This is a genomic window from Microvirga sp. HBU67558 (genome assembly GCF_018069605.1).
In the GTDB taxonomy this organism is placed as follows: Bacteria; Pseudomonadota; Alphaproteobacteria; order Rhizobiales; family Beijerinckiaceae; genus Microvirga; species Microvirga terrae.
Genome location: NZ_JAGPUP010000558.1, coordinates 12,465 through 30,697 on the forward strand (window position 1 = coordinate 12,465; position 18,233 = coordinate 30,697).

Annotated in this window: 13 protein-coding genes; 9 read left to right on the forward strand and 4 right to left on the reverse strand. The window is 66.5% G+C overall.

Features of this window, described 5'->3' with window-relative positions; translation table 11 throughout:
* Positions 1-101 precede the first annotated feature (101 nt).
* The gene (locus KBI52_RS27650) at positions 102-3,602 is read left to right on the forward strand and encodes an indolepyruvate ferredoxin oxidoreductase family protein (protein WP_210812386.1); all 3,501 of its coding nucleotides are present in this window, start codon (positions 102-104) and stop codon (positions 3,600-3,602) included.
* Between the two features lie 134 nt (positions 3,603-3,736).
* Positions 3,737-4,498 carry a DUF2243 domain-containing protein gene (locus tag KBI52_RS27655; RefSeq protein WP_210812387.1) on the forward strand — a complete coding sequence of 254 codons (762 nt, stop codon included), beginning with the start codon at positions 3,737-3,739 and terminating at the stop codon, positions 4,496-4,498.
* Between the two features lie 72 nt (positions 4,499-4,570).
* Here KBI52_RS27655 and KBI52_RS27660 read toward each other — a convergent pair whose 3' ends face one another.
* Entirely contained in the window at positions 4,571-5,779 is a 1,209-nt protein-coding gene (locus KBI52_RS27660) for an amino acid aminotransferase (RefSeq protein WP_247654695.1), read from the reverse strand.
* Positions 5,780-5,885: 106 nt separating this feature from the next.
* Entirely contained in the window at positions 5,886-6,593 is a 708-nt protein-coding gene (gene ung / locus KBI52_RS27665) for a uracil-DNA glycosylase (RefSeq protein WP_210812388.1), read from the reverse strand.
* Between the two features lie 197 nt (positions 6,594-6,790).
* Here ung and KBI52_RS27670 point away from each other — a divergent pair, with 197 nt between their 5' ends.
* The 5 genes from KBI52_RS27670 (at position 6,791) to KBI52_RS27690 (ending at position 13,434) form a co-directional block, all read left to right on the forward strand.
* The gene (locus KBI52_RS27670) at positions 6,791-8,302 is read left to right on the forward strand and encodes a bifunctional UDP-sugar hydrolase/5'-nucleotidase (protein ID WP_247654696.1); all 1,512 of its coding nucleotides are present in this window, start codon (positions 6,791-6,793) and stop codon (positions 8,300-8,302) included.
* Positions 8,303-8,536: 234 nt separating this feature from the next.
* The gene (locus tag KBI52_RS27675) at positions 8,537-10,744 is read left to right on the forward strand and encodes a sensor histidine kinase (RefSeq protein ID WP_210812389.1); all 2,208 of its coding nucleotides are present in this window, start codon (positions 8,537-8,539) and stop codon (positions 10,742-10,744) included.
* Positions 10,745-10,886: 142 nt separating this feature from the next.
* Positions 10,887-11,948 carry a ferrochelatase gene (hemH, locus tag KBI52_RS27680; protein WP_173946067.1) on the forward strand — a complete coding sequence of 354 codons (1,062 nt, stop codon included), beginning with the start codon at positions 10,887-10,889 and terminating at the stop codon, positions 11,946-11,948.
* A 59-nt stretch (positions 11,949-12,007) separates the two neighbouring features.
* On the forward strand, positions 12,008-12,988 hold the full coding sequence (locus tag KBI52_RS27685; protein WP_173946068.1) for an SPFH domain-containing protein: 981 nt from the start codon (positions 12,008-12,010) through the stop codon (positions 12,986-12,988).
* Positions 12,985-13,434, forward strand: a complete 450-nt coding sequence (locus KBI52_RS27690) for an NfeD family protein (RefSeq protein WP_173946069.1) — start codon at positions 12,985-12,987, stop codon at positions 13,432-13,434. The genes KBI52_RS27685 and KBI52_RS27690 overlap by 4 nt, the downstream gene beginning before the upstream one ends.
* Here the strand turns inward: KBI52_RS27690 and KBI52_RS27695 are convergent, their stop codons facing one another.
* Entirely contained in the window at positions 13,435-14,430 is a 996-nt protein-coding gene (locus KBI52_RS27695; protein WP_173946070.1) for an SIS domain-containing protein, read from the reverse strand.
* Between the two features lie 54 nt (positions 14,431-14,484).
* The gene (locus tag KBI52_RS27700; RefSeq protein ID WP_210812424.1) at positions 14,485-15,351 is read right to left on the reverse strand and encodes a UTP--glucose-1-phosphate uridylyltransferase; all 867 of its coding nucleotides are present in this window, start codon (positions 15,349-15,351) and stop codon (positions 14,485-14,487) included.
* A 347-nt stretch (positions 15,352-15,698) separates the two neighbouring features.
* Here KBI52_RS27700 and KBI52_RS27705 point away from each other — a divergent pair, with 347 nt between their 5' ends.
* Positions 15,699-16,925 carry a lytic murein transglycosylase gene (locus KBI52_RS27705; RefSeq protein ID WP_210812390.1) on the forward strand — a complete coding sequence of 409 codons (1,227 nt, stop codon included), beginning with the start codon at positions 15,699-15,701 and terminating at the stop codon, positions 16,923-16,925.
* A 57-nt stretch (positions 16,926-16,982) separates the two neighbouring features.
* Entirely contained in the window at positions 16,983-18,227 is a 1,245-nt protein-coding gene (locus KBI52_RS27710) for a DUF459 domain-containing protein (protein WP_210812391.1), read from the forward strand.
* Positions 18,228-18,233 lie beyond the last annotated feature (6 nt).

Below are 18,233 nucleotides of genomic sequence, written 5' to 3' on the forward strand. Positions count from 1 at the left end.
GATTGACGGGCTCCGGAAGATATGTCAGCATTACTGACATATCTCACCAGAATAGACCGGAACACCGGCAGCGGAGCCATGGCTCCAGGAGGAAACGGATAATGACCGAAGGTCATGGCGCGCTCCGTCACGTCACGCTCGACGACAAATACGATCTGTCCAAGGATCACGTGTTCATCACCGGCACCCAGGCGGTCATCCGCATGCTGCTCATGCAGCGCGAGCGGGACCGGCTGGCGGGCCTCAGCACGGCCGGCTTCGTGTCCGGCTACCGCGGCTCGCCCATCGGCGGCCTCGACCAGAACCTCTGGCGTGCCCGGAAATGGCTCGAGGCTTCCAACATCGTGTTCCAGCCCGGCCTCAACGAGGAACTCGCCGCGACGGCGGTCTGGGGCTCGCAGCAGGCGGAAATCCGCGGCGACGGCAAATATGATGGCGTCTTCGGCCTCTGGTACGGCAAGGGGCCGGGCGTCGACCGCTCCGGCGACGTCTTCCGCCACGCCAACATGGCCGGCTCTTCGGGGAACGGCGGCGTGCTCGCTCTGATGGGCGACGATCATACGGCGGAATCCTCCACCGTCGCCCACCAGTCCGAATTCCACTTCGTCGACGTGATGATCCCGATCCTGAACCCGGCGGGCGTTCAGGAGATCCTCGATTACGGCCTCTACGGCTATGCCATGAGCCGCTTCTGCGGCACCTGGGTGGCGTTCAAATGCGTGAAGGACAACATTGAATCGACCGCCTCAGTCGATGCGTCGCTGGACCGGGTGAAGATCGTCATTCCGGATGATTTCACCATGCCGCCGGGCGGCCTCAACATCCGCAACCGGGACGGCGTCCTCGATCAGGAGGCGCGGCTCCAGGACTTCAAGCGCGACGCCATGCTGGCCTTCGTGCGCGCCAACAATCTCAACCGCATCGTCCTGTCCGGCGGCCGCAATCCGAAGATCGGCATCATCACGGTCGGCAAGTCCTATCTCGACGTGCGCCAAGCCCTCGACGAGCTCGGCCTCGATGAGGTCAAGGCGAACGACATGGGGCTTCGCCTCTACAAGGTCGCGTGCCCCTGGCCTCTCTCGCAGCGCGAGCTCGTGGATTTCGCGCGCGGCCTCGACAAGGTGATCGTCGTCGAGGAGAAGCGCTCCCTCATCGAGGTGCAGCTGCGCGAGGAGCTCTACGGTACGGCCAATCAGCCGCTCTGCATCGGCAAGAAGGACGAGGAGGGCCGCTGGCTCTTCCCGGTGAAGGGCGCGCTCGATCCCAACGACATCGCCGTCGTCATCGGCGAGCGGCTGCTCGCCTATCACAACAACGACGACCTGCGCGGCCGCGTAGCCCGCCTTCGCCATGCGCAGGACGTGCTGGCGACGACCGGCGACGTGGCGACCCGCGTGCCGCATTTCTGCTCCGGCTGCCCGCACAACTCGTCCACCAAAGTGCCGGAGGGCATGCGCGCCTATGCGGGCATCGGCTGCCACTACATGGTGCAATGGATGGACCGTTCCACCGAGGGCTTCACCCAGATGGGCGGCGAGGGTGCGAACTGGATCGGCGAGGCGCCGTTCTCCAAGCGCGGCCACGTGTTCCAGAACCTCGGCGACGGCACCTACAACCATTCGGGCATCCTGGCCCTGCGCTGGGCGATCCACACCAGGACCCACGTCACCTACAAGATCCTCTTCAACGATGCGGTCGCCATGACCGGCGGTCAGCAGCACGAGGGCGGGCTCACCGTCGACATGATCGCCCGTCAGGTGCGCGAGGAGGGCGTGGAGCGCATCGCCCTCGTGACCGACGAGCCGCACAAATATCCGAAGGAGATCCGCTGGCCGGCGGGCATGACGATCCATCACCGCACCGAACTCGACGCGGTGCAGCGCCAGCTCGCCGAAGTGCCCGGCGTGACGGTGATGATCTACGATCAGACCTGCGCGTCCGAGAAGCGCCGCCGCCGGAAGCGCGGCGAGTTCCCGGATCCGGACAAGCGCGTGATCATCAACGATCTCGTCTGCGAGGCCTGCGGCGACTGCTCGGTGCAGTCGAACTGCGTCGCCGTGCAGCCGGTGGAGACCGAATTCGGCCGCAAGCGCCAGATCGACCAGTCGAACTGCAACAAGGACTTCTCCTGCGTGCAGGGCTTCTGTCCGTCCTTCGTGACCGTGCATGGCGCCAAGATCCGGAAGGCCGTACCCGAGGCCGCCGCGGCGGACGGCATGACGTTCAAGCCGCTGCCGGATCCAGCCATCCCGGCCATCGACCGCACCTTCAACGTGATCGTGACGGGCGTCGGCGGCACGGGTGTCGTAACCATCGGGGCGATTCTCGGCATGGCCGCCCATCTCGAGGGCAAGGGGCTGGGCATGATCGACATGGCGGGTCTCGCCCAGAAGGGCGGCGCGGTCTACAGCCATGTGCGGCTCGCCAACCGCCAGGACGACATCCATGCCATCCGGGTCAGCGCGGAATCGGCCCATCTCGTGCTCGGCTGCGACCTCGTGGTGACAGGGACCAAGAAGGTGCTGGCCTCCGTGAAGGAGGGACAGACCGCGCTTGTCGTGAACACGGCAGAGGTCATGCCGGGCGAGTTCACCCGCAATGCGGATTTCTCCCTGCCGACCGAACGCCTGAAGCGGGCGATCAAGTCGGCGGCCGGCCAGGAGGGCGTGTCCTTCGTCGATGCGACGGCGATCGCCACCGCGCTCCTCGGCAATGCCATCGCGGCCAACATGTTCATGCTGGGCTATGCCTATCAGACCGGCCGCATTCCGCTCTCGGGGGCCGCCATCGAGAAGGCGATCGCGCTCAACGGCGAGGCGGTGAAGATGAATCTTTCCGCCTTCACCTGGGGGCGCCGCGCAGCCGCCGAGCCGGAGCTGATCGCCGCCATGATGAGCGAGCTCAAGGCCCCGACGGAATCGCGCAAGCTGTCCGAGACGCTGGATGAGGTGATCGAGCGGCGGGTGGCGTTCCTCACCGCGTACCAAAGCGGGCGGTACGCCGGCCGCTACCGCGTTCTCGTGGAGCGCGCGCGCGCGGCCGAGGAGCGGGCGGTGCCGGGCTCGACCGCGCTGACCGACGCGGTGGCGCGCTCGCTGTTCAAGCTCATGGCCTACAAGGACGAGTACGAGGTCGCGCGTCTCTACACGAACGGCCATTTCGAGAAGCAGGTCGCGTCCACGTTCGAGGGCGAGAACCTGGCTTATGAGTTCCACATGGCCCCGCCGATCCTCGCCAAGAAGGATCCGGTCACGGGCCTGCCCCGCAAGATGAGCTTCGGGCCTTGGATGCTCAAGGCCATGGGCGCTCTGGCCAGGTTCAGGGCGCTGCGCGGCACGCCGCTCGACGTCTTCGGCTACACCCACGAGCGCCGCACCGAGCGCCAGCTCATCCGCGAGTTCGAGGGCCGGATCGAAGAGATCACCGCGAAGCTCGATGCCGGCAATCATGCCGTGGCGATCGCGCTCGCCGGCATCCCGCAGAAGATCCGCGGCTTCGGCCACGTCAAGGAGCGGAACCTGACAGCCGCCAGGGCCGAGGAGGCCGATCTTCTCGCCAAGTTCCGCGCAGGTCCGCAAACCCTGCCGATCGCCGCGGAATAGATGTCCTTCGGCTCCGGCGGATCCGCCGGAGCCGACCCCTCATGGAACATCGGGCAGGTGCCCGGCTTGACGTCTCGGGCCGGGCGCCTTGCGCTCGCACGGGCGACGCAGCCGGCGCATGATGGAGGTCAGCCATGGGAGCAACCGGAGCCGACCGGCGCCTGCGATGGTCAGGCTGTCTGCTCGGGTTTGCCCTCGGCGGGTTCTTCGACGGCATCCTGCTGCACCAGATCCTGCAGTGGCATCATCTTCTCAGCGCCATCGACCCGGACAACGCGCGGTTCCAGGTTGCCGCGGACGGGTACTTCCATGCGCTCATGTACGTCATCGCGGCGGCGGGCCTCTGGATGCTGGCGACATCGAAACGGGGATCCGTCCGCCTCCTGCTGGCCGGCATGCTGATCGGATTCGGCCTGTGGCACGGGGTCGATGCGGTCCTGTCCCATTGGACGCTCGGCATCCATCGCATCCGCATGGACAGCGCCCATCCGCTTGCCTGGGATCTCGGATGGTTCGGGGCCTTCGGTCTCGTGCCCATGATGGCCGGATGGGTGATGTGGCGCAGGTCCGGCCAGGACGGAGACGGCGGACTGCGCTCCGCCACGACGGCGCGCCTCATGGTCGCTCTTCTCGTTGCCGCGGCAGGCTACCAAGCCCTCCGACCGCAGGGCGGCGCGTTCACGACGGCGCTGTTCGCGCCCGGAACCGACCAGGCGCATGTGATGAGAGCCGTCGCTTCCGTCGGCGGGGAGCTCGTCTGGACGGACCGGACCGGCGAGCTCGTGATGATCCGCCTCGCCGGCGCGGCCTCCGGGTGGAGGCTGTTTCGCGAAGGCGCCATCCTGGTCAGCGGGGCGGGTCTGCCCCCTGGATGCTTCGACAATCTGCGCACCTGAGCGGCGCATTCCGGAAAAGACCACGAAGGGACAGCGAGGGCCGCCCCTTCCTGCTGTCGTCGGCCCCGGGGCTCAGCCGCGTGTCGCCTGTGCGGCCTCGACGAAGCTCGTCGCGACCTTCGGCACGTTCGCTTCGTTGAGACCCGCCACGCACATGCGGCCCGATCCCACGAGGTAGACGCCGTCCCGCTCGCGCATGGCGCGAACCTGCGCCTCGCTCAGGCCCGTGTAGCTGAACATGCCGCGCTGGTTGAGCAGGAAGCCCACGTCGACTTCGTTCGACAGGGCGCGGATCTCGTCGGCGAGGCGCTTGCGCATGGCGTCCATGCGGGTGCGCATCGTCCCGACCTCGCCGACCCACTGGGCCCGAAGGTCGTCGTTTCCGAGCACGGTCGCCACGAGAAGCCCACCCGTCATCGGCGGGCTCGAATAGCTGCGGCGCACGGCGAGCTTCAGCTGCCCGAGCACGCGCTCGGCCTCGTCGGCATCGCGGCAGACGACGCTCAGGCCGCCGCAGCGCTCGCCGTAGAGCGAGAAGTTCTTCGAGAAGGAATTGGCCACGAGGCAGCTCGCGCGCTCCGCGTAGCGCCGCACGAAGGCCGCGTCCTCGTCGAGGCCGTTGCCGAAGCCCTGGTAGGCCATGTCGAACACCACGATGTGGCGCTTGGCGATCAGCACGTCGGTAACGGCGTCCTGCTGGCGCTCGTTGAGGTCGACACCGGTGGGGTTGTGGCAGACGGGCTGCAGCACGACGATGGAGCCATTCTCCGCCGCCTCGAGCGCCTTGATCATGCCGTCGAAATCCACGGACCGGCTGGCGCTGTCCCAATAGGGATAGGTGGCCGTCTCGAAGCCCGCGCGCTGGAACAGGCCGTGATGGTTCTCCCAGGTCGGATCGCTGACGAGCACGGTGCGGCCCGGGGTGTGCTTGGCCAGGAAGTCGGCCGCGATGCCCACCGCGCCAGTGCCGCCGAGGGTCTGGATGGTGGCGACGCGCCGGTCAGCCACCGCCGGATGACCGGCGCCAAAGACGAGCTTCTGAACGCCCTCGCGATAGATCGCGTGCCCTTCCATGGGCAGGTATGGGCGCTCGGCGAACCCGACGCGCTCGTGGCCGGCCTTGACCGCGCCCAGCACCGGAATGCGGCCATTTTCGTCCGTGTAGACGCCGATGCTGAGATTGACCTTCTCGGACCTGGGATCCGCCTTGAAACTGTCGTTGAGCGAAAGGATCGGGTCGCCGGCGAAGGGCTCGACCTGTCCGAACAGGGGTTCCGTCATGATCATCTCCAAGCCTGTCGCGGCGGGCAGCCGGCGACTGCGTCGTTGCGCGTGAGGCGAGACCTATCCCTTGCAATGGTCTCTCGGCAAGCGCCTTCGTCGAGCCTCATGTGTCCAGCCGCCAATCCACCGGCTCCAGTCCCTTCTCGGCGAGCCAGGCATTGGCGCGGCTGAAGGGCCTCGTGCCTCTGAAGTCGTTGAGCCGGTTGAGCGGGGAGGGGTGCCCCGCCTCGATCACGAGGTGCTTCGTCCGGTCGACCAGCGCGGCCCGCTTGCGGGCCGGGCCGCCCCAGAGCAGGAAGACGACGGCGGGCTGCTGCGCCGAGATGGCCGAAATGGCCTGATCCACCAGGGCGGACCAGCCGAATTTCATATGCGCGCCCGATTGCCCGGCCTCGACCGTCAGCGCCGTGTTGATGAGCAGCACGCCCTGCTGCGCCCATTTCGACAGGTCGCCCGATTTCGGCATCGGTACGCCCAGGTCCTCCGCCATCTCGGCCAGGATGGTGCGCAGGGAGGCCGGCAGCCTCCGGGAGCCGCGATAGGAGAAGGCGAGGCCGTGGGAATCGCCCGGTGTCGGGTAAGGATCCTGGCCGAGCACGACCACCTTGACCCGGTCGAGAGGCGTCAGGGAGATGCTGGTGAACACGGCCTCGGGCGGAGGCAGCACCTGCGCGCCGGACGCGATGACGGCATCGACCTTGGCGGCGACGGCCTCGGCGCTTCCATCCTGGAAAAAAGGCAGTCGAAGCCATCCGGCGCCCCGGGGCTTGGCGCGGAATTCGGCGAGGGCTTGGCTGATGGGTCCGGTCATGGGAGGGCGCGTCTTTCTGAAGGGCGGGCATGGTTGCTGGGCCGGCCAGCCGAGGCGGCGGCGATCGATGAGAAAGGCATCAGCCGTGCCGCGGAACCGGGCGCCGAGGCCGTCGACAGGATGTTACTTCTGTGACACGTTGCCGGTCTAGGTTCCAGGGCCGTGAGCCATGGTTCCAACCTTCTACGAGGACCTTCATGATGTTTCAGAGCCGCCCTTCCGCTGCGTTTCGCGCCGGGTTTCTCGGATTGTCCATGCTTCTGTCGGGCACGGCCCTGGCGCAGGAGGCCGTGACCATCCGCTTCGTTCAGACCAACGATATCGACCGCATGAGCCCGGAGAAGGGTCGTGGCGGCTTCGCCAAGCTCGCCACCGTGATCAAGGAGGAGAAGGCCAAGGGGAATGCCTTCTTCATCCATGCGGGCGACACCATCTCCCCGTCGCTCCTGTCGGGCTTCGACAAGGGCGCCCACGTTATCGACATCCTGAACCGGATGGGCGTCGACGCCATGACGCCGGGCAACCACGAATTCGACCTCGGCGACGCTGCCTTCCGGGCCCGCATGGCGGAGGCCAAGTTCGACGTGCTCGCCACCAACGTCGTCGACGGCAACGGCCTTCCGGCCAATACCAAACCCGACAAGATGATCGACGTGCAGGGCGTGAAGGTCGGCTTCTTCGGCCTCACCACGGAAGATACCCCGATCGCCTCGAGCCCCGGCACCATCAAGTTCTCCTCCACCATCGACACGGCCCGTGCCAAGGCCAAGGAGCTGCGCGAGAAGGGGGCCGACATCGTCGTGGCAGTTGCCCACACCCCTCTCGAGGTGGATATGATCATCGCCCGTTCGGCCGGGGTCGACGTGATCATCGGCGGCCATGACGAGCACCTCCTGGCCTTCTACGACGGCAAGGTCGCGCTGACCGAGTCGGAATCGCAGGGCAACTACGTCGTCGTGACGGAGCTCGCCGTGACGAAGGCCACCAAGGACGGCAAGACCACCGTCACCTGGACGCCCAATTTCCGCATCGTCGACAGCGCCACGGTGAAGCCCGATCCGGAGATCGAGGCCGTGGTGAAGGGCTACGAGGACAAGCTTTCCAAGGAACTCGACGTCGAGATCGGCATGACGGAAACGCCCCTCGACAGCCGCCGCGCCACGGTCCGCGGGGGCGAGGCCGCCATGGGCAATCTCGTGGCCGACGCACTCAAGGCCTCGGTCGGCGCCGACGTGGCCATCACCAACGGCGGCGGCCTGCGCGCCGACAAGCAGTACGAGGCCGGCCAGAAGCTGACCCGCCGCCATATCCTGGCCGAGATGCCCTTCGGCAACACCACGGTGCTGCTCGAGGTCACCGGAGCCCAGATCAAGACGGCGCTCGAGAACGGCGTCAGCCAAGTGCGCGAGCTCGGCGGCCGCTTCCCGCAGGTTTCCGGCATCGTGGCGGAAGTCGACGTGAAGGAGCCGGTCGGCAGCCGGGTGAAGTCGGTCAAGATCAACGGCGAGCCGCTCGATCCCGCCAAGACCTACAAGCTGGCCACCAACGACTTCATGGCCCGCGGCGGCGACGGCTACCGCGTGTTCACGGAAGCCAAGTCGCTGGTCGATGTCTCGGCGAGCCAGCTGATGGCCACGCAGGTGATCGACTACGTGGCCAAGACCGGAAAAGTGTCGCCGAAGGTCGAGGGCCGCGTCGTCCTGCGCTGACCGCATCGGTCGGCGATCATTGCTGCGCCGGGGTTCCTGCGAACTCCGGCGTTTTTCGTGGAACAGTGTAGCGGACGTGACGTTCGGGCGCATTTGTCGCCGATCTGCGGCGCGATAGTTCGCCTGCCTCTGGTCAACCGGAAAGCGAGACGTAAATTCCCTCTCCATCAAAGGCGTTTGCTGTGCCATTCTGGCCGCGCAACGGCGAATCTCCCACACTAAAGCGATCTCCCCTTGCAGTATTACACGCGCCCTGAATCGATGAGCCTGTCCCAGAAGCGGCGTCGCCGTTCCCTTGCGCGCGGGCGTCTCACTCTGTTCATGGGCCTGTTCGGTGTCGCGTTCATTCTCCTGACCTTCGGCTACATCGCCTGGGAACAGCGCAACCGCCTGATCCAGCGCAACGAGGACGACCTTCGAAACGCGGCCTTCTTTCTGGCCGATCATACGGCCCGACTCCTGGAGGTGACGGATCTGACGCTGAAGCAGACCACCGCCCTCATGCAGGGACAGAGCTGGGATCAGGTGGAAGGCTCGACGGTCTTGTGGCAGCAGATCCACGCGGTTCAGGAGGCGTTACCCTATATCGAGGACGTCTGGCTCAACGACTCGAGCGGACGACTGCGCCTGACGTCGGCGCAATTCCCGGCCCCGAAAACGAATCTGTCCGGACGGGACGTCTTCAATGCGCAGATTGCCGCCGATCAGGGCTTGTTCATCGGGGAGCCGATCCTGGGTCGGGTCACGAAGACACCGACCTTCATGATCAGCCGCCGTCTCCAAGCCGGCAGCGCGGAATTCGGCGGCACCGCGGCGGTCACCGTCTCCCTGTCCTATTTCTACGATTACTGGTCGAAGATCCGACTGCCGAAGGGCAGCCGGGTCGCCCTGTTGCGCGCCTCCGATGCCACGGTCATCGCGCAGCATCCTCCGCCGCCCGATGGCCTCTCCTTCGCGCCCATCGACAAGGCGGCGTTCGACACGGCGCTCGCTTCGGCGAACCGGGCCGGGCTCTATTCCTTCATCAGCATGAACCAGGAGCGTGTCGGAGCCTATCGCCAGGTCGGCGCAATGCCGCTCTACATCAATGTCAGCATGCCGGAGGATGCGTACTGGACGCCCTGGTTCGTCCAGACCCGACTCTATGGGGCCTTCGCACTGATCGCCCTTCTGGCGCTGCTCGCGCTCACGGTGCTGGCGTCCGAGCAGTTCCAGGAGCAGGCCGCCAACGCGGCGCTGCTCGAGCGGCAGGTGGCGCTGCGGACAAGCGAATTGCGGACGGAAACCGCGGCCCTGGAAGTCCTCAACCGTACGGGCAGCGTGCTTGCGGCCGAACTCGATCTCGACCGCATCATCGAGAGCGTCGTCGATGCCGGGATCGAGCTGACCGACGCACAGTTCGGTGCCTTTTTTTGCGGCGCATCCCAGGAGGGAAGCGAGCATTACGGCAAGTTCGAGCCCGCCGGGCTCCGCGACGCCTTTGCCCTCGTGAACATCCGGGAGATCTGCGCTCCGGCGTTCCGGGAGGGCAGGACGGTTCGTCTTGACAATATCGCCGTGGAGCAGGGGCACGACGGCACGCCCTTCACGATGGATGCGACGGCGGACGCGCCCGTGATCCGCAGCATCCTGGCCGTGCCGGTGGTTCTGCGGACAGGGGACGTCCACGGCATTCTCGTCTTCGGGCACGAGAGGGCGGGCATGTTCAATCGCCGCTCCGAGCGCCTTCTGGCCGGTCTGACCGCCCAGGCGGCCATCGCACTCGAGAACAGCCGCCTCTACCGCAATGCTCAGGGCGAGATCGAGGAGCGTAAGCAGGCGCAGACGCAGCAATCCCTGCTGATCCGCGAACTCCATCACCGGGTGAAGAACACCCTGGCCACGGTCCAGGCGGTGGTGGGCGCGACCGCGCGCTCCGCCCTGAGCATCGACGATTTCTATCAGGCCTTCGTCGGGCGCATCATCTCGCTCGCCAACACGCATTCCCTGCTGACCGAAGCCGTGTGGCAGACCGCGTCCCTGCGCGAGATCCTGGAGAAGGAGCTTCGGCCCTACAACGACACCCGGGGCGAGAGAATCGTTCTCGACGGTCCTGCCGTTGATCTGCCCTCCGAGGCGGCCGTACCCATCGGCATGGCGATCCACGAACTGACGACCAACGCGGCGAAATACGGAGCGCTGTCGGTCCCCGGCGGTCACGTGGCCATCTCGTGGGAAGCGGAGCCGGCGGAGGACGGGACCCGGCTCAGGCTCACCTGGGAAGAGCGGGGAGGCCCGGCCGTGTCGGCCCCCACCCGACAGGGATTCGGCTCGCGCCTGCTGCACCGGGTGCTGGCCACGCAGCTCAACGCCAAGGTGGAAACCGATTTCAATCCGACGGGATTGCGCGTTGCCATCGACGCCGTGCTCAAGCAGGCGCGGTTTCCGGAAATGGGCGTCTGACCCAGCTGGCGTGCAAAGCCTGTTTGCAGCCGATCCCGACGATGCGATCAGGCGTCCTGTTGGCGGAACAGCCTGAAACTTCTATCTAAGCGGCAGCGAAAGCGGGATTCGTGTCTCGGATCCCGCGGCCAAGGGGCTATTCATGAACGAGAGTGTGAGTCTGACCGATCTTCGCCAGGGCGTGCGCCCGGTGGACCACCCGGCCGTACGAACCGGGCGGATCGGCGTGCTTCTGATGAACCTTGGCACGCCCGAGGGCACCAGCTACTGGCCCATGCGCGCCTATCTGAAGGAGTTCCTGTCGGACCGGCGCGTGATCGAGACGCCCCGTCTCCTGTGGTGGCCGATCCTCAACCTGATCATCCTCACCAAGCGCCCCGGCCCCAAGGGCCGCGACTACGCCACGATCTGGAACAACGAGCGCGACGAGGGCCCGCTCAAGACCATCACGCGCAACCAGGCGGAGAAGGTCACCGATCACCTGAAAAGCGTTGCGGGCGACAGGATCACGGTCGATTGGGCCATGCGCTACGGCAAGCCGGAGGTTCGCGAGCGCATTCAAGCCCTGCTCGACCAGGGCTGCGACCGCATCCTCCTGGTGCCGCTCTACCCGCAATATGCGGCCGCCACTTCGGCGACGGCCTGCGACCAAGCCTTCCGGGCGCTGATGGACATGCGCTGGCAGCCGAGCGTGCGGGTCTCGCCGCCCTACCACGACGATCCCGTCTATATCGATTCGGTCGTGGCCTCGATGAAGAAGGAGCTGGCGAAGCTCACCTTCGAGCCGGAAGTGATTCTCGTGTCGTTCCATGGCGTGCCCAAGGAATACCTGCTGAAAGGCGACCCCTATCACTGCCAGTGCGTGAAGACCTGGCGCCTGATGCGGGAGGCCTTCGGATGGTCGCCGGACCGGTTCCGCATGAGCTTCCAATCCCGCTTCGGCACGGCGGAATGGCTCCAGCCCTATACGGACAAGACCGTGGAGGCGCTCGCCAAAAGCGGCGTGAAGCGCATGGCCATCGTGGCTCCCGGTTTCTCGGCCGATTGCCTGGAGACCCTGGAAGAGCTCAATGGCGAGAACCGCGAGATCTTCATGCACAACGGCGGCGAGGAATTCGCCTATCTGCCCTGCCTGAACGACAGCGACGACGGCATGCGGGTCATCAACCACATCGTCGAGCGCGAGCTGCAAGGCTGGATCTAGGACTCCAAGCCTCTTTGCGCTAGCGTGAGCCCTCTGCAACGAGGTTGCCCGGGGGGCTCATGCTGCTGAGTGGTTTCGACATCTTCGTCATCGTTCTGGTGCTCGTCGTCGTGGTGACGATCGCCATGGGCATCAGGACGGTTCCTCAGGGCTATGCCTATACGGTCGAGCGGTTCGGGCGCTATTCGCGCACGCTCACCCCGGGCCTCGGCCTGATCGTGCCCTATATCGATCAGATCGGGAAAAAGGTGAACGTCATGGAGCAGGTGCTCGACGTTCCGAGCCAGGAGGCCTTCACCCGGGACAATGCCGGCGTGACCATCGATGCCGCGGCCTTCTATCAGGTGCTCGACGCCGCGAAGGCTTCCTATGAGGTGGCCGATCTGAACCAGGCGCTCCTGGTCCTGACCATGACCAACATCCGCACGGTCGTGGGGTCCATGGATCTCGATCAGCTTCTCTCCCATCGCGACGAGATCAACGAGCGGCTCCTGCGGGTCGTCGATGCCGCAGCCTCCCCCTGGGGGGCCAAGGTCACCCGGGTCGAGATCAAGGACATCCTCCCGCCTCAGGATCTCGCCGGCGCCATGGCGCGGCAGATGAAGGCGGAGCGCGAGAAGCGCGCCGCCGTGCTCGAGGCGGAGGGTCTGCGGCAGGCGGAAATCCTGCGGGCCGAAGGTCAGAAGCAATCGCAGATCCTCGCGGCCGAAGGCCGGAAGGAAGCGGCGTTCCGCGACGCGGAGGCCCGCGAGCGGCAGGCGGAGGCCGAGGCCAAGGCCACCGGAATGGTCAGCGAGGCCATCACCCGGGGCGATCTCGCAGCCGCCAACTTCATCGTGGCGGAGAAATACATCGACGCGATCCGCGCGCTGGCCTCGGCGCCGAACCAGAAGGTGGTGATCGTGCCCATCGAGGCGGCGGGTCTTGCCGGAACCCTCGGAGGTATCGCGGAATTCACCAGATCGGTCTTCGGCGAGGGCGGGGCCGGCGTTAAGCCTGTCCGCAGCGTCCCGGTCGCGGGTGGAGCGGAGCGCTCATGATCGCCGATGCGTTCATCGGCCTCGGGGCCTGGGCGTGGATCATCCTCGGTGTCGTCCTGATCGGAATCGAGCTTCTCGCTCCGGGCTCGTTCTTCCTGTGGCTCGGTCTAGCGGCCGTCGCCACGGGACTGCTGGATGCGGTGCTCGGCCTGTCCTGGCAGGCCGCGGCGCTCCTCTTCGCGCTCCTGTCCGTCGGAGCGGTGATCCTGGGGCGGTACGTCACCCGCTCGAAGACGCAGCCGGACGCCGCGGCCGCGCCGCTGAATCAGCGCGGCCAATCCCTCGTCGGGCGGGTCTTCACCCTCGAGACGCCGATTAAGGACGGCGAGGGTCGGATCCGGGTGGACGACAGCTCCTGGCGGGTGACCGGCGCCGACCGATTCGCCGGCGCCAAGGTCCGCGTCGTGCGGGTCGAGGGAGCGACGCTCGTGGTCGACGATCCCTGATCAGGCCGCGCCTGCGCGCAGCAGGTCGAGGTAGTGCACGAGGCCCACGGGGCGGTTGTTCTCGACCACGATCAACGCGGTGATCCGGGACGCCTCCTCCATCTCGAGAGCCGTCGCCACGAGGGCGTCCGGAGCGATCGTGCGGGGCGTCTTGGTCATGATCGCCGTCACCGGCAGGGTCATCAGGTCCGGTTTCAGGTTGCGGCGCAGGTCGCCATCGGTGACGATGCCCGCGAGGGTGCCGTCGCCGTTGACCACGATCACGGCCCCGAAGCCTTTGCGGCCGATCTCGCCGATCGCCTCGTCCATGCGTGCCCCGACGCCGACGACCGGCAGGCGCTCGTCCTTGTGCATGATGTCGCGCACCAGCTTGAGCCGGGCGCCGAGCTTGCCGCCGGGGTGGAATACCTTGAAGTGCTCCGCCGTGAAGCCGCGTTTCTCCAGAAGGGCGACCGCGAGGGCATCTCCGAGGGCGAGCTGGATGGTGGTCGAGGTGGTGGGCGCCAGCCCGTTGGGGCAGGCTTCCTTGGCCTTGGGCAGGGTGAGGCAGATGTCGGCGGCACGCCCAAGCGTCGATTCAGCGCTCGACGTGAGAGCGATCAGCGGCACCCGGAAGCGCCGAGAATAGCCGATGATGTCGGCGAGTTCCGCAGTCTCTCCCGACCAGGACAGGGCGATGATCACGTCGTCCGTCTGGATCATGCCCAGGTCGCCGTGGCTCGCCTCCGCGGGATGGACGTAATGGGCCGGGGTCCCGGTCGACGCGAACGTGGCGGTGATCTTGCGGCCCACATGGCCGGACTTGCCCATGCCGGTCACGATGACACGGCCTTTGGCGTCGGCCAACGTTTCGACCGCGGCCGTGAAGAGCGGGCCGAGGCCGTTGCCGATGGCCTCCATCAGGATCGTCAGGCCGTCCCGCTCGGTTTCGAGCGTGCGCAGGGCCGAGGCGACGGCCGGATCGGGAGAATGGGGGGCTGGTCTTGCAAGTGCCATGCCCGCCCTCTAACACAGAGGGGCGGGCATGAGGAACCCTCGGCGGGTCTTCGCTTACTTCTGACGCAGCAGCGCCTCGAGCTCCCGCCGGAACTCGGCGGACAACTCCTCGCGCTCCATCGCATAGGCCACGTTGGCCATGAGGAAGCCGATCTTGGAGCCGGTGTCGTAGGTCTTGCCCTGGTACTTCATGCCGAAGAACGGCTGATCCTTCATCAGGCGGATCATGGAATCCGTGAGCTGGATTTCGTTGCCGGCGCCGCGCTCCTGGGTGGAGAGCAGGTCGAAGATCCCGGGCTGCAGGATGTAACGGCCGGAGATGATGTAGTTGGACGGGGCGGTGCCCTTCGGGGGCTTCTCCACCATGCCGGTGATCTCGAAAGTCTGGCCGAATTCCTGGCCGACCGACACGATGCCGTACTGGTGAGTCTGGTCCTCCGGCACCTCCTCCACGGCGATGATGTTGCCGCCATGCCGGTCGTAGGCGGCGATCATCTGTTCCATGGAGCCGCGGCTGAGCATGTCGGGCAGGATCACCGCAAAGGGCTCGTCGCCCACGAGCTCGCGGGCGCACCAGACCGCGTGGCCGAGGCCGAGGGGCTCCTGCTGGCGGGTGAAGCTCGTCTGGCCGGCCCGGGGCTGGTCCTTGGCCAGGATCTCGAGCTCCTTCGTCTTGTTGCGGCTCTCCAGGGTCCGGTTCAGCTCGTACGCGATGTCGAAATGGTCCTCGATCACCGCCTTGTTGCGGCCGGTGACGAAGATGAAGTGCTCGATTCCGGCGGCGCGCGCCTCATCCACCACATGCTGTACCACGGGGCGGTCGACGACGCAGAGCATCTCCTTGGGAACGGCCTTGGTGGCAGGCAGGAACCGGGTGCCGAGGCCGGCGACGGGAAGGACTGCTTTGCGGATACGCTTCATTGATCGGGCCATGATTGAGCATCAAGAGGGAGGAGTAATTTAAGTCAGGGCGAGCAAAAAGAAACCGGTAACTGTCAAGCTTCGGCCCCTTCCAACGCGGGAGCGCTGCCGAGGTTTCATTGTCGCGTGCGCCTCATTGCAGCTCAGGACCTGACTGAACGATGAGTTCCTGTGGTTAAGCTGCAAACATGGGCGGTTTTGAGGAGGACGCCCAGCCGGATTGTCCGGACCCCGGCACCTCGGCACATATGGACGCACTCTCAAATGGGGGAGCTATCAACCGGCTGTTAACCTGCTTAGTGTCGCATTGGCAGGGCAGATCTGTCCTGTTTCCAAGAGCGACGTCCATGCGCCAGCCGCTGTCCCTGGTGCGCCGAATGTCTGGCGCACTCCTTCTCGGTCTGACCCTCACCGCAGGTGCGGCGTGCATTCCTCTTCCCGTGCAGGCGCAGGAGGCCTCCCGGGCCGGGTTCCAGGGCTTCGTGCAGGGACTCTGGCCGGCGGCCAAGGCGCGGGGCGTGTCGCGAGGGACATTCGAGGAGGCGTTCCGGGGCGTCGAGCCTGACGCCAAGATCGTCGCGCTCACGAAAAAGCAGTCGGAATTCGTCCGGCCGATCTGGGATTACATCAACGGCGCCATCTCGGCCCAGCGCCTGAAGCGCGGTCAGGACATGGCGGCCGAGTGGTCCAAGACCCTGGCTGCGGTCGAGCGTACCTATGGCGTCCCGCGTTCCGTCGTGCTCGGCGTCTGGGGCATGGAGACCAATTTCGGCAGCTTCACCGGTTCGATCTATGCGGTCCGTGCGCTGGCGACACTGGCTTATACCGGCTACCGGGGCGACTTCTTCCGGGAGGAGCTTCTCACCGCCCTGCAGATCCTCGAGGGCGAGCACATCGACCGCTCCAAGATGCTGGGATCCTGGGCCGGCGCCATGGGCCAGACCCAGTTCATGCCCTCGAGCTTCATGAAGTTCGCCGTCGATGGCAACCAGGACGGGATCCGGGACATCTGGTCCTCAGTGCCCGACGCCATGGCGTCGACCGCCAATTACCTGCGCCAGCACGGCTGGGAGCCGGGCCTGCCCTGGGGCTTCGAGGTGGCGCTGCCGCGCGGCTTCGACTACCGGCACCTGAGGCAGGACTTCGCCCGCTGGCAGGCCGTGGGCGTCCGGCGCGCCGATGGAAAGGCGATGCCCCGCTCGGGCGAGGCGACGCTGTTCCTGCCGGGCGGTGCCGGCGGTCCCGCCTTCCTGGTCACCCGCAACTACGACGTGATCAAGGCGTACAACTCCTCCGACGCCTATGCCATGGGCGTCGCCCATCTCGGCGACCGGATCCAGGGCGGGCTGCCGATCCAGGGGGCTTGGCCCAAGGACCAGCCCATGCTCGACAAGGATCAGCGCCAGGAACTGCAGGAGCGGCTGGCGGGCCTCGGGTTCTATGAAGGCACCACCGACGGCAAGCTCGGCTCCAGGACCCGGGAAGCCGTCCGGAACTTCCAGCTGCGCCGTGGCTTGATCCCGGATGGCTATGCCGATTATGCGGTCCTGCGCGAATTGCGCGCGACCCGCTGACGGAGTTCCTAACAGGCTCTATACTCGAGGCTGGTCCGGAATGAAGTGGAACCGCCTATGACCCTGGTGCCGATCCTTCGCTGCGCGACCCTCGCCCTGCTTCTTGCCGGGACCGGGGGTGCCCTGGCCCAGTCCGGGTCTTACCAGCAGCCCGGCCAGCGCGATCTGCGGGCCTATCCTCCGGGCTATTATCCGGGAAAGCTCGTGCAGCCCGCGCAGCCTCAGCCGCAGCAGGGCTTCAGCCTCCGGCGCTTCTTCGGAGTTCCCGACGAGCCTCCGCCGGCCGCCCGTGCGCCCGTCGCCCGCCCCCGCAAGTCTGCCCCGCCAGCCGCTGCGGTGGCCAAGCAGGAAAAGCCGAAGGTCGATCCGAGCACCCATGTGGTTGTGTTCGGGGATGCCTTGGCCGGATATGCCCGCCAGGGACTGGACGCGCATTTCGCCGAGAACCAGGATGTGGCGGTCGTGCCGAAGACCAGGGACGTCAGCCTCGTCCGGACGGATGCGGCCGATTGGCCCAACTTCATCAAGGCCACCCTCGATGGCGGGCAGAAGGCCACCGTGGCGGTCGTCATGCTCGGCACCAGCGACCGGCAGGCGATCCGGGAGGGCGAGGAAACCGTCGAGCCCCTGACCGACCGGTGGAAGGAGCTTTACCGCCAGCGTGTCGATGCCATCGTGAACACCTTCAGGGAGCGCAAGATCCCCTTCGTCTGGATCGGCCTGCCGCCGATGAAGAACAGCAAGGCGACGGAGGATCTGGTTGCCATCAACGAGATCTACAAGGAGAGCGTCCAGCGGGGCGGCGGCGCCTATGTGGACATCTGGCCGGGCTTCGTGGACGACGAGAACCGCTACACGGCCGAGGGGCCCGATGTGGACGGCGAGCCCGCCAAGCTGCGCACCAACGAGGGCATGTTCTTCACCCGCGCCGGCGCGCGCAAGGTCGCGTTCTTCGCCGACACCGAGATCAAGCGGATCCTGGGCCAAGGCGGAACGGCGACGGCAGCCGTTCCCAGACCCGCCGACATCACCCCGGCGGATGGGTCTTCAGCGCCCTCCATCGAAGCGGCGATCCCGGCGCCACCGGAGGCCGCCGCACCGGTCACGCTGCCCTCGAAGCCGCTGATCGGGCCCGTCCTGCCGCTCACCCGCCAGGACGTGGCTCCCGGTGGAACGCTGGTTTCGGCCCCGCCGAAGCTCACCGGGGACAGTGCCTACACGGTGCAGCGCGCGCTGAGGGTAGGAATCGCCCCCGGCTCACGCCCCGGTCGGGCGGACGATTTTCGCTGGCCTCATCCGTAGCGATAC

Excerpts from the sequence above, each read along its gene's own strand:
- KBI52_RS27650 (WP_210812386.1), top strand. The coding sequence starts at position 102 with ATGACCGAAGGTCATGGCGCGCTCCGTCACGTCACGCTCGACGACAAA.
- KBI52_RS27660 (WP_247654695.1), bottom strand. The coding sequence starts at position 5,779 with ATGACGGAACCCCTGTTCGGACAGGTCGAGCCCTTCGCCGGCGACCCG.
- KBI52_RS27690 (WP_173946069.1), top strand. The coding sequence starts at position 12,985 with ATGATCGCCGATGCGTTCATCGGCCTCGGGGCCTGGGCGTGGATCATC.
- KBI52_RS27670 (WP_247654696.1), top strand. The coding sequence starts at position 6,791 with ATGATGTTTCAGAGCCGCCCTTCCGCTGCGTTTCGCGCCGGGTTTCTC.
- KBI52_RS27700 (WP_210812424.1), bottom strand. The coding sequence starts at position 15,351 with ATGAAGCGTATCCGCAAAGCAGTCCTTCCCGTCGCCGGCCTCGGCACC.
- ung (WP_210812388.1), bottom strand. The coding sequence starts at position 6,593 with ATGACCGGACCCATCAGCCAAGCCCTCGCCGAATTCCGCGCCAAGCCC.
- KBI52_RS27685 (WP_173946068.1), top strand. The coding sequence starts at position 12,008 with ATGCTGCTGAGTGGTTTCGACATCTTCGTCATCGTTCTGGTGCTCGTC.
- KBI52_RS27695 (WP_173946070.1), bottom strand. The coding sequence starts at position 14,430 with ATGGCACTTGCAAGACCAGCCCCCCATTCTCCCGATCCGGCCGTCGCC.
- KBI52_RS27705 (WP_210812390.1), top strand. The coding sequence starts at position 15,699 with ATGCGCCAGCCGCTGTCCCTGGTGCGCCGAATGTCTGGCGCACTCCTT.
- hemH (WP_173946067.1), top strand. The coding sequence starts at position 10,887 with ATGAACGAGAGTGTGAGTCTGACCGATCTTCGCCAGGGCGTGCGCCCG.
- KBI52_RS27710 (WP_210812391.1), top strand. The coding sequence starts at position 16,983 with ATGACCCTGGTGCCGATCCTTCGCTGCGCGACCCTCGCCCTGCTTCTT.
- KBI52_RS27655 (WP_210812387.1), top strand. The coding sequence starts at position 3,737 with ATGGGAGCAACCGGAGCCGACCGGCGCCTGCGATGGTCAGGCTGTCTG.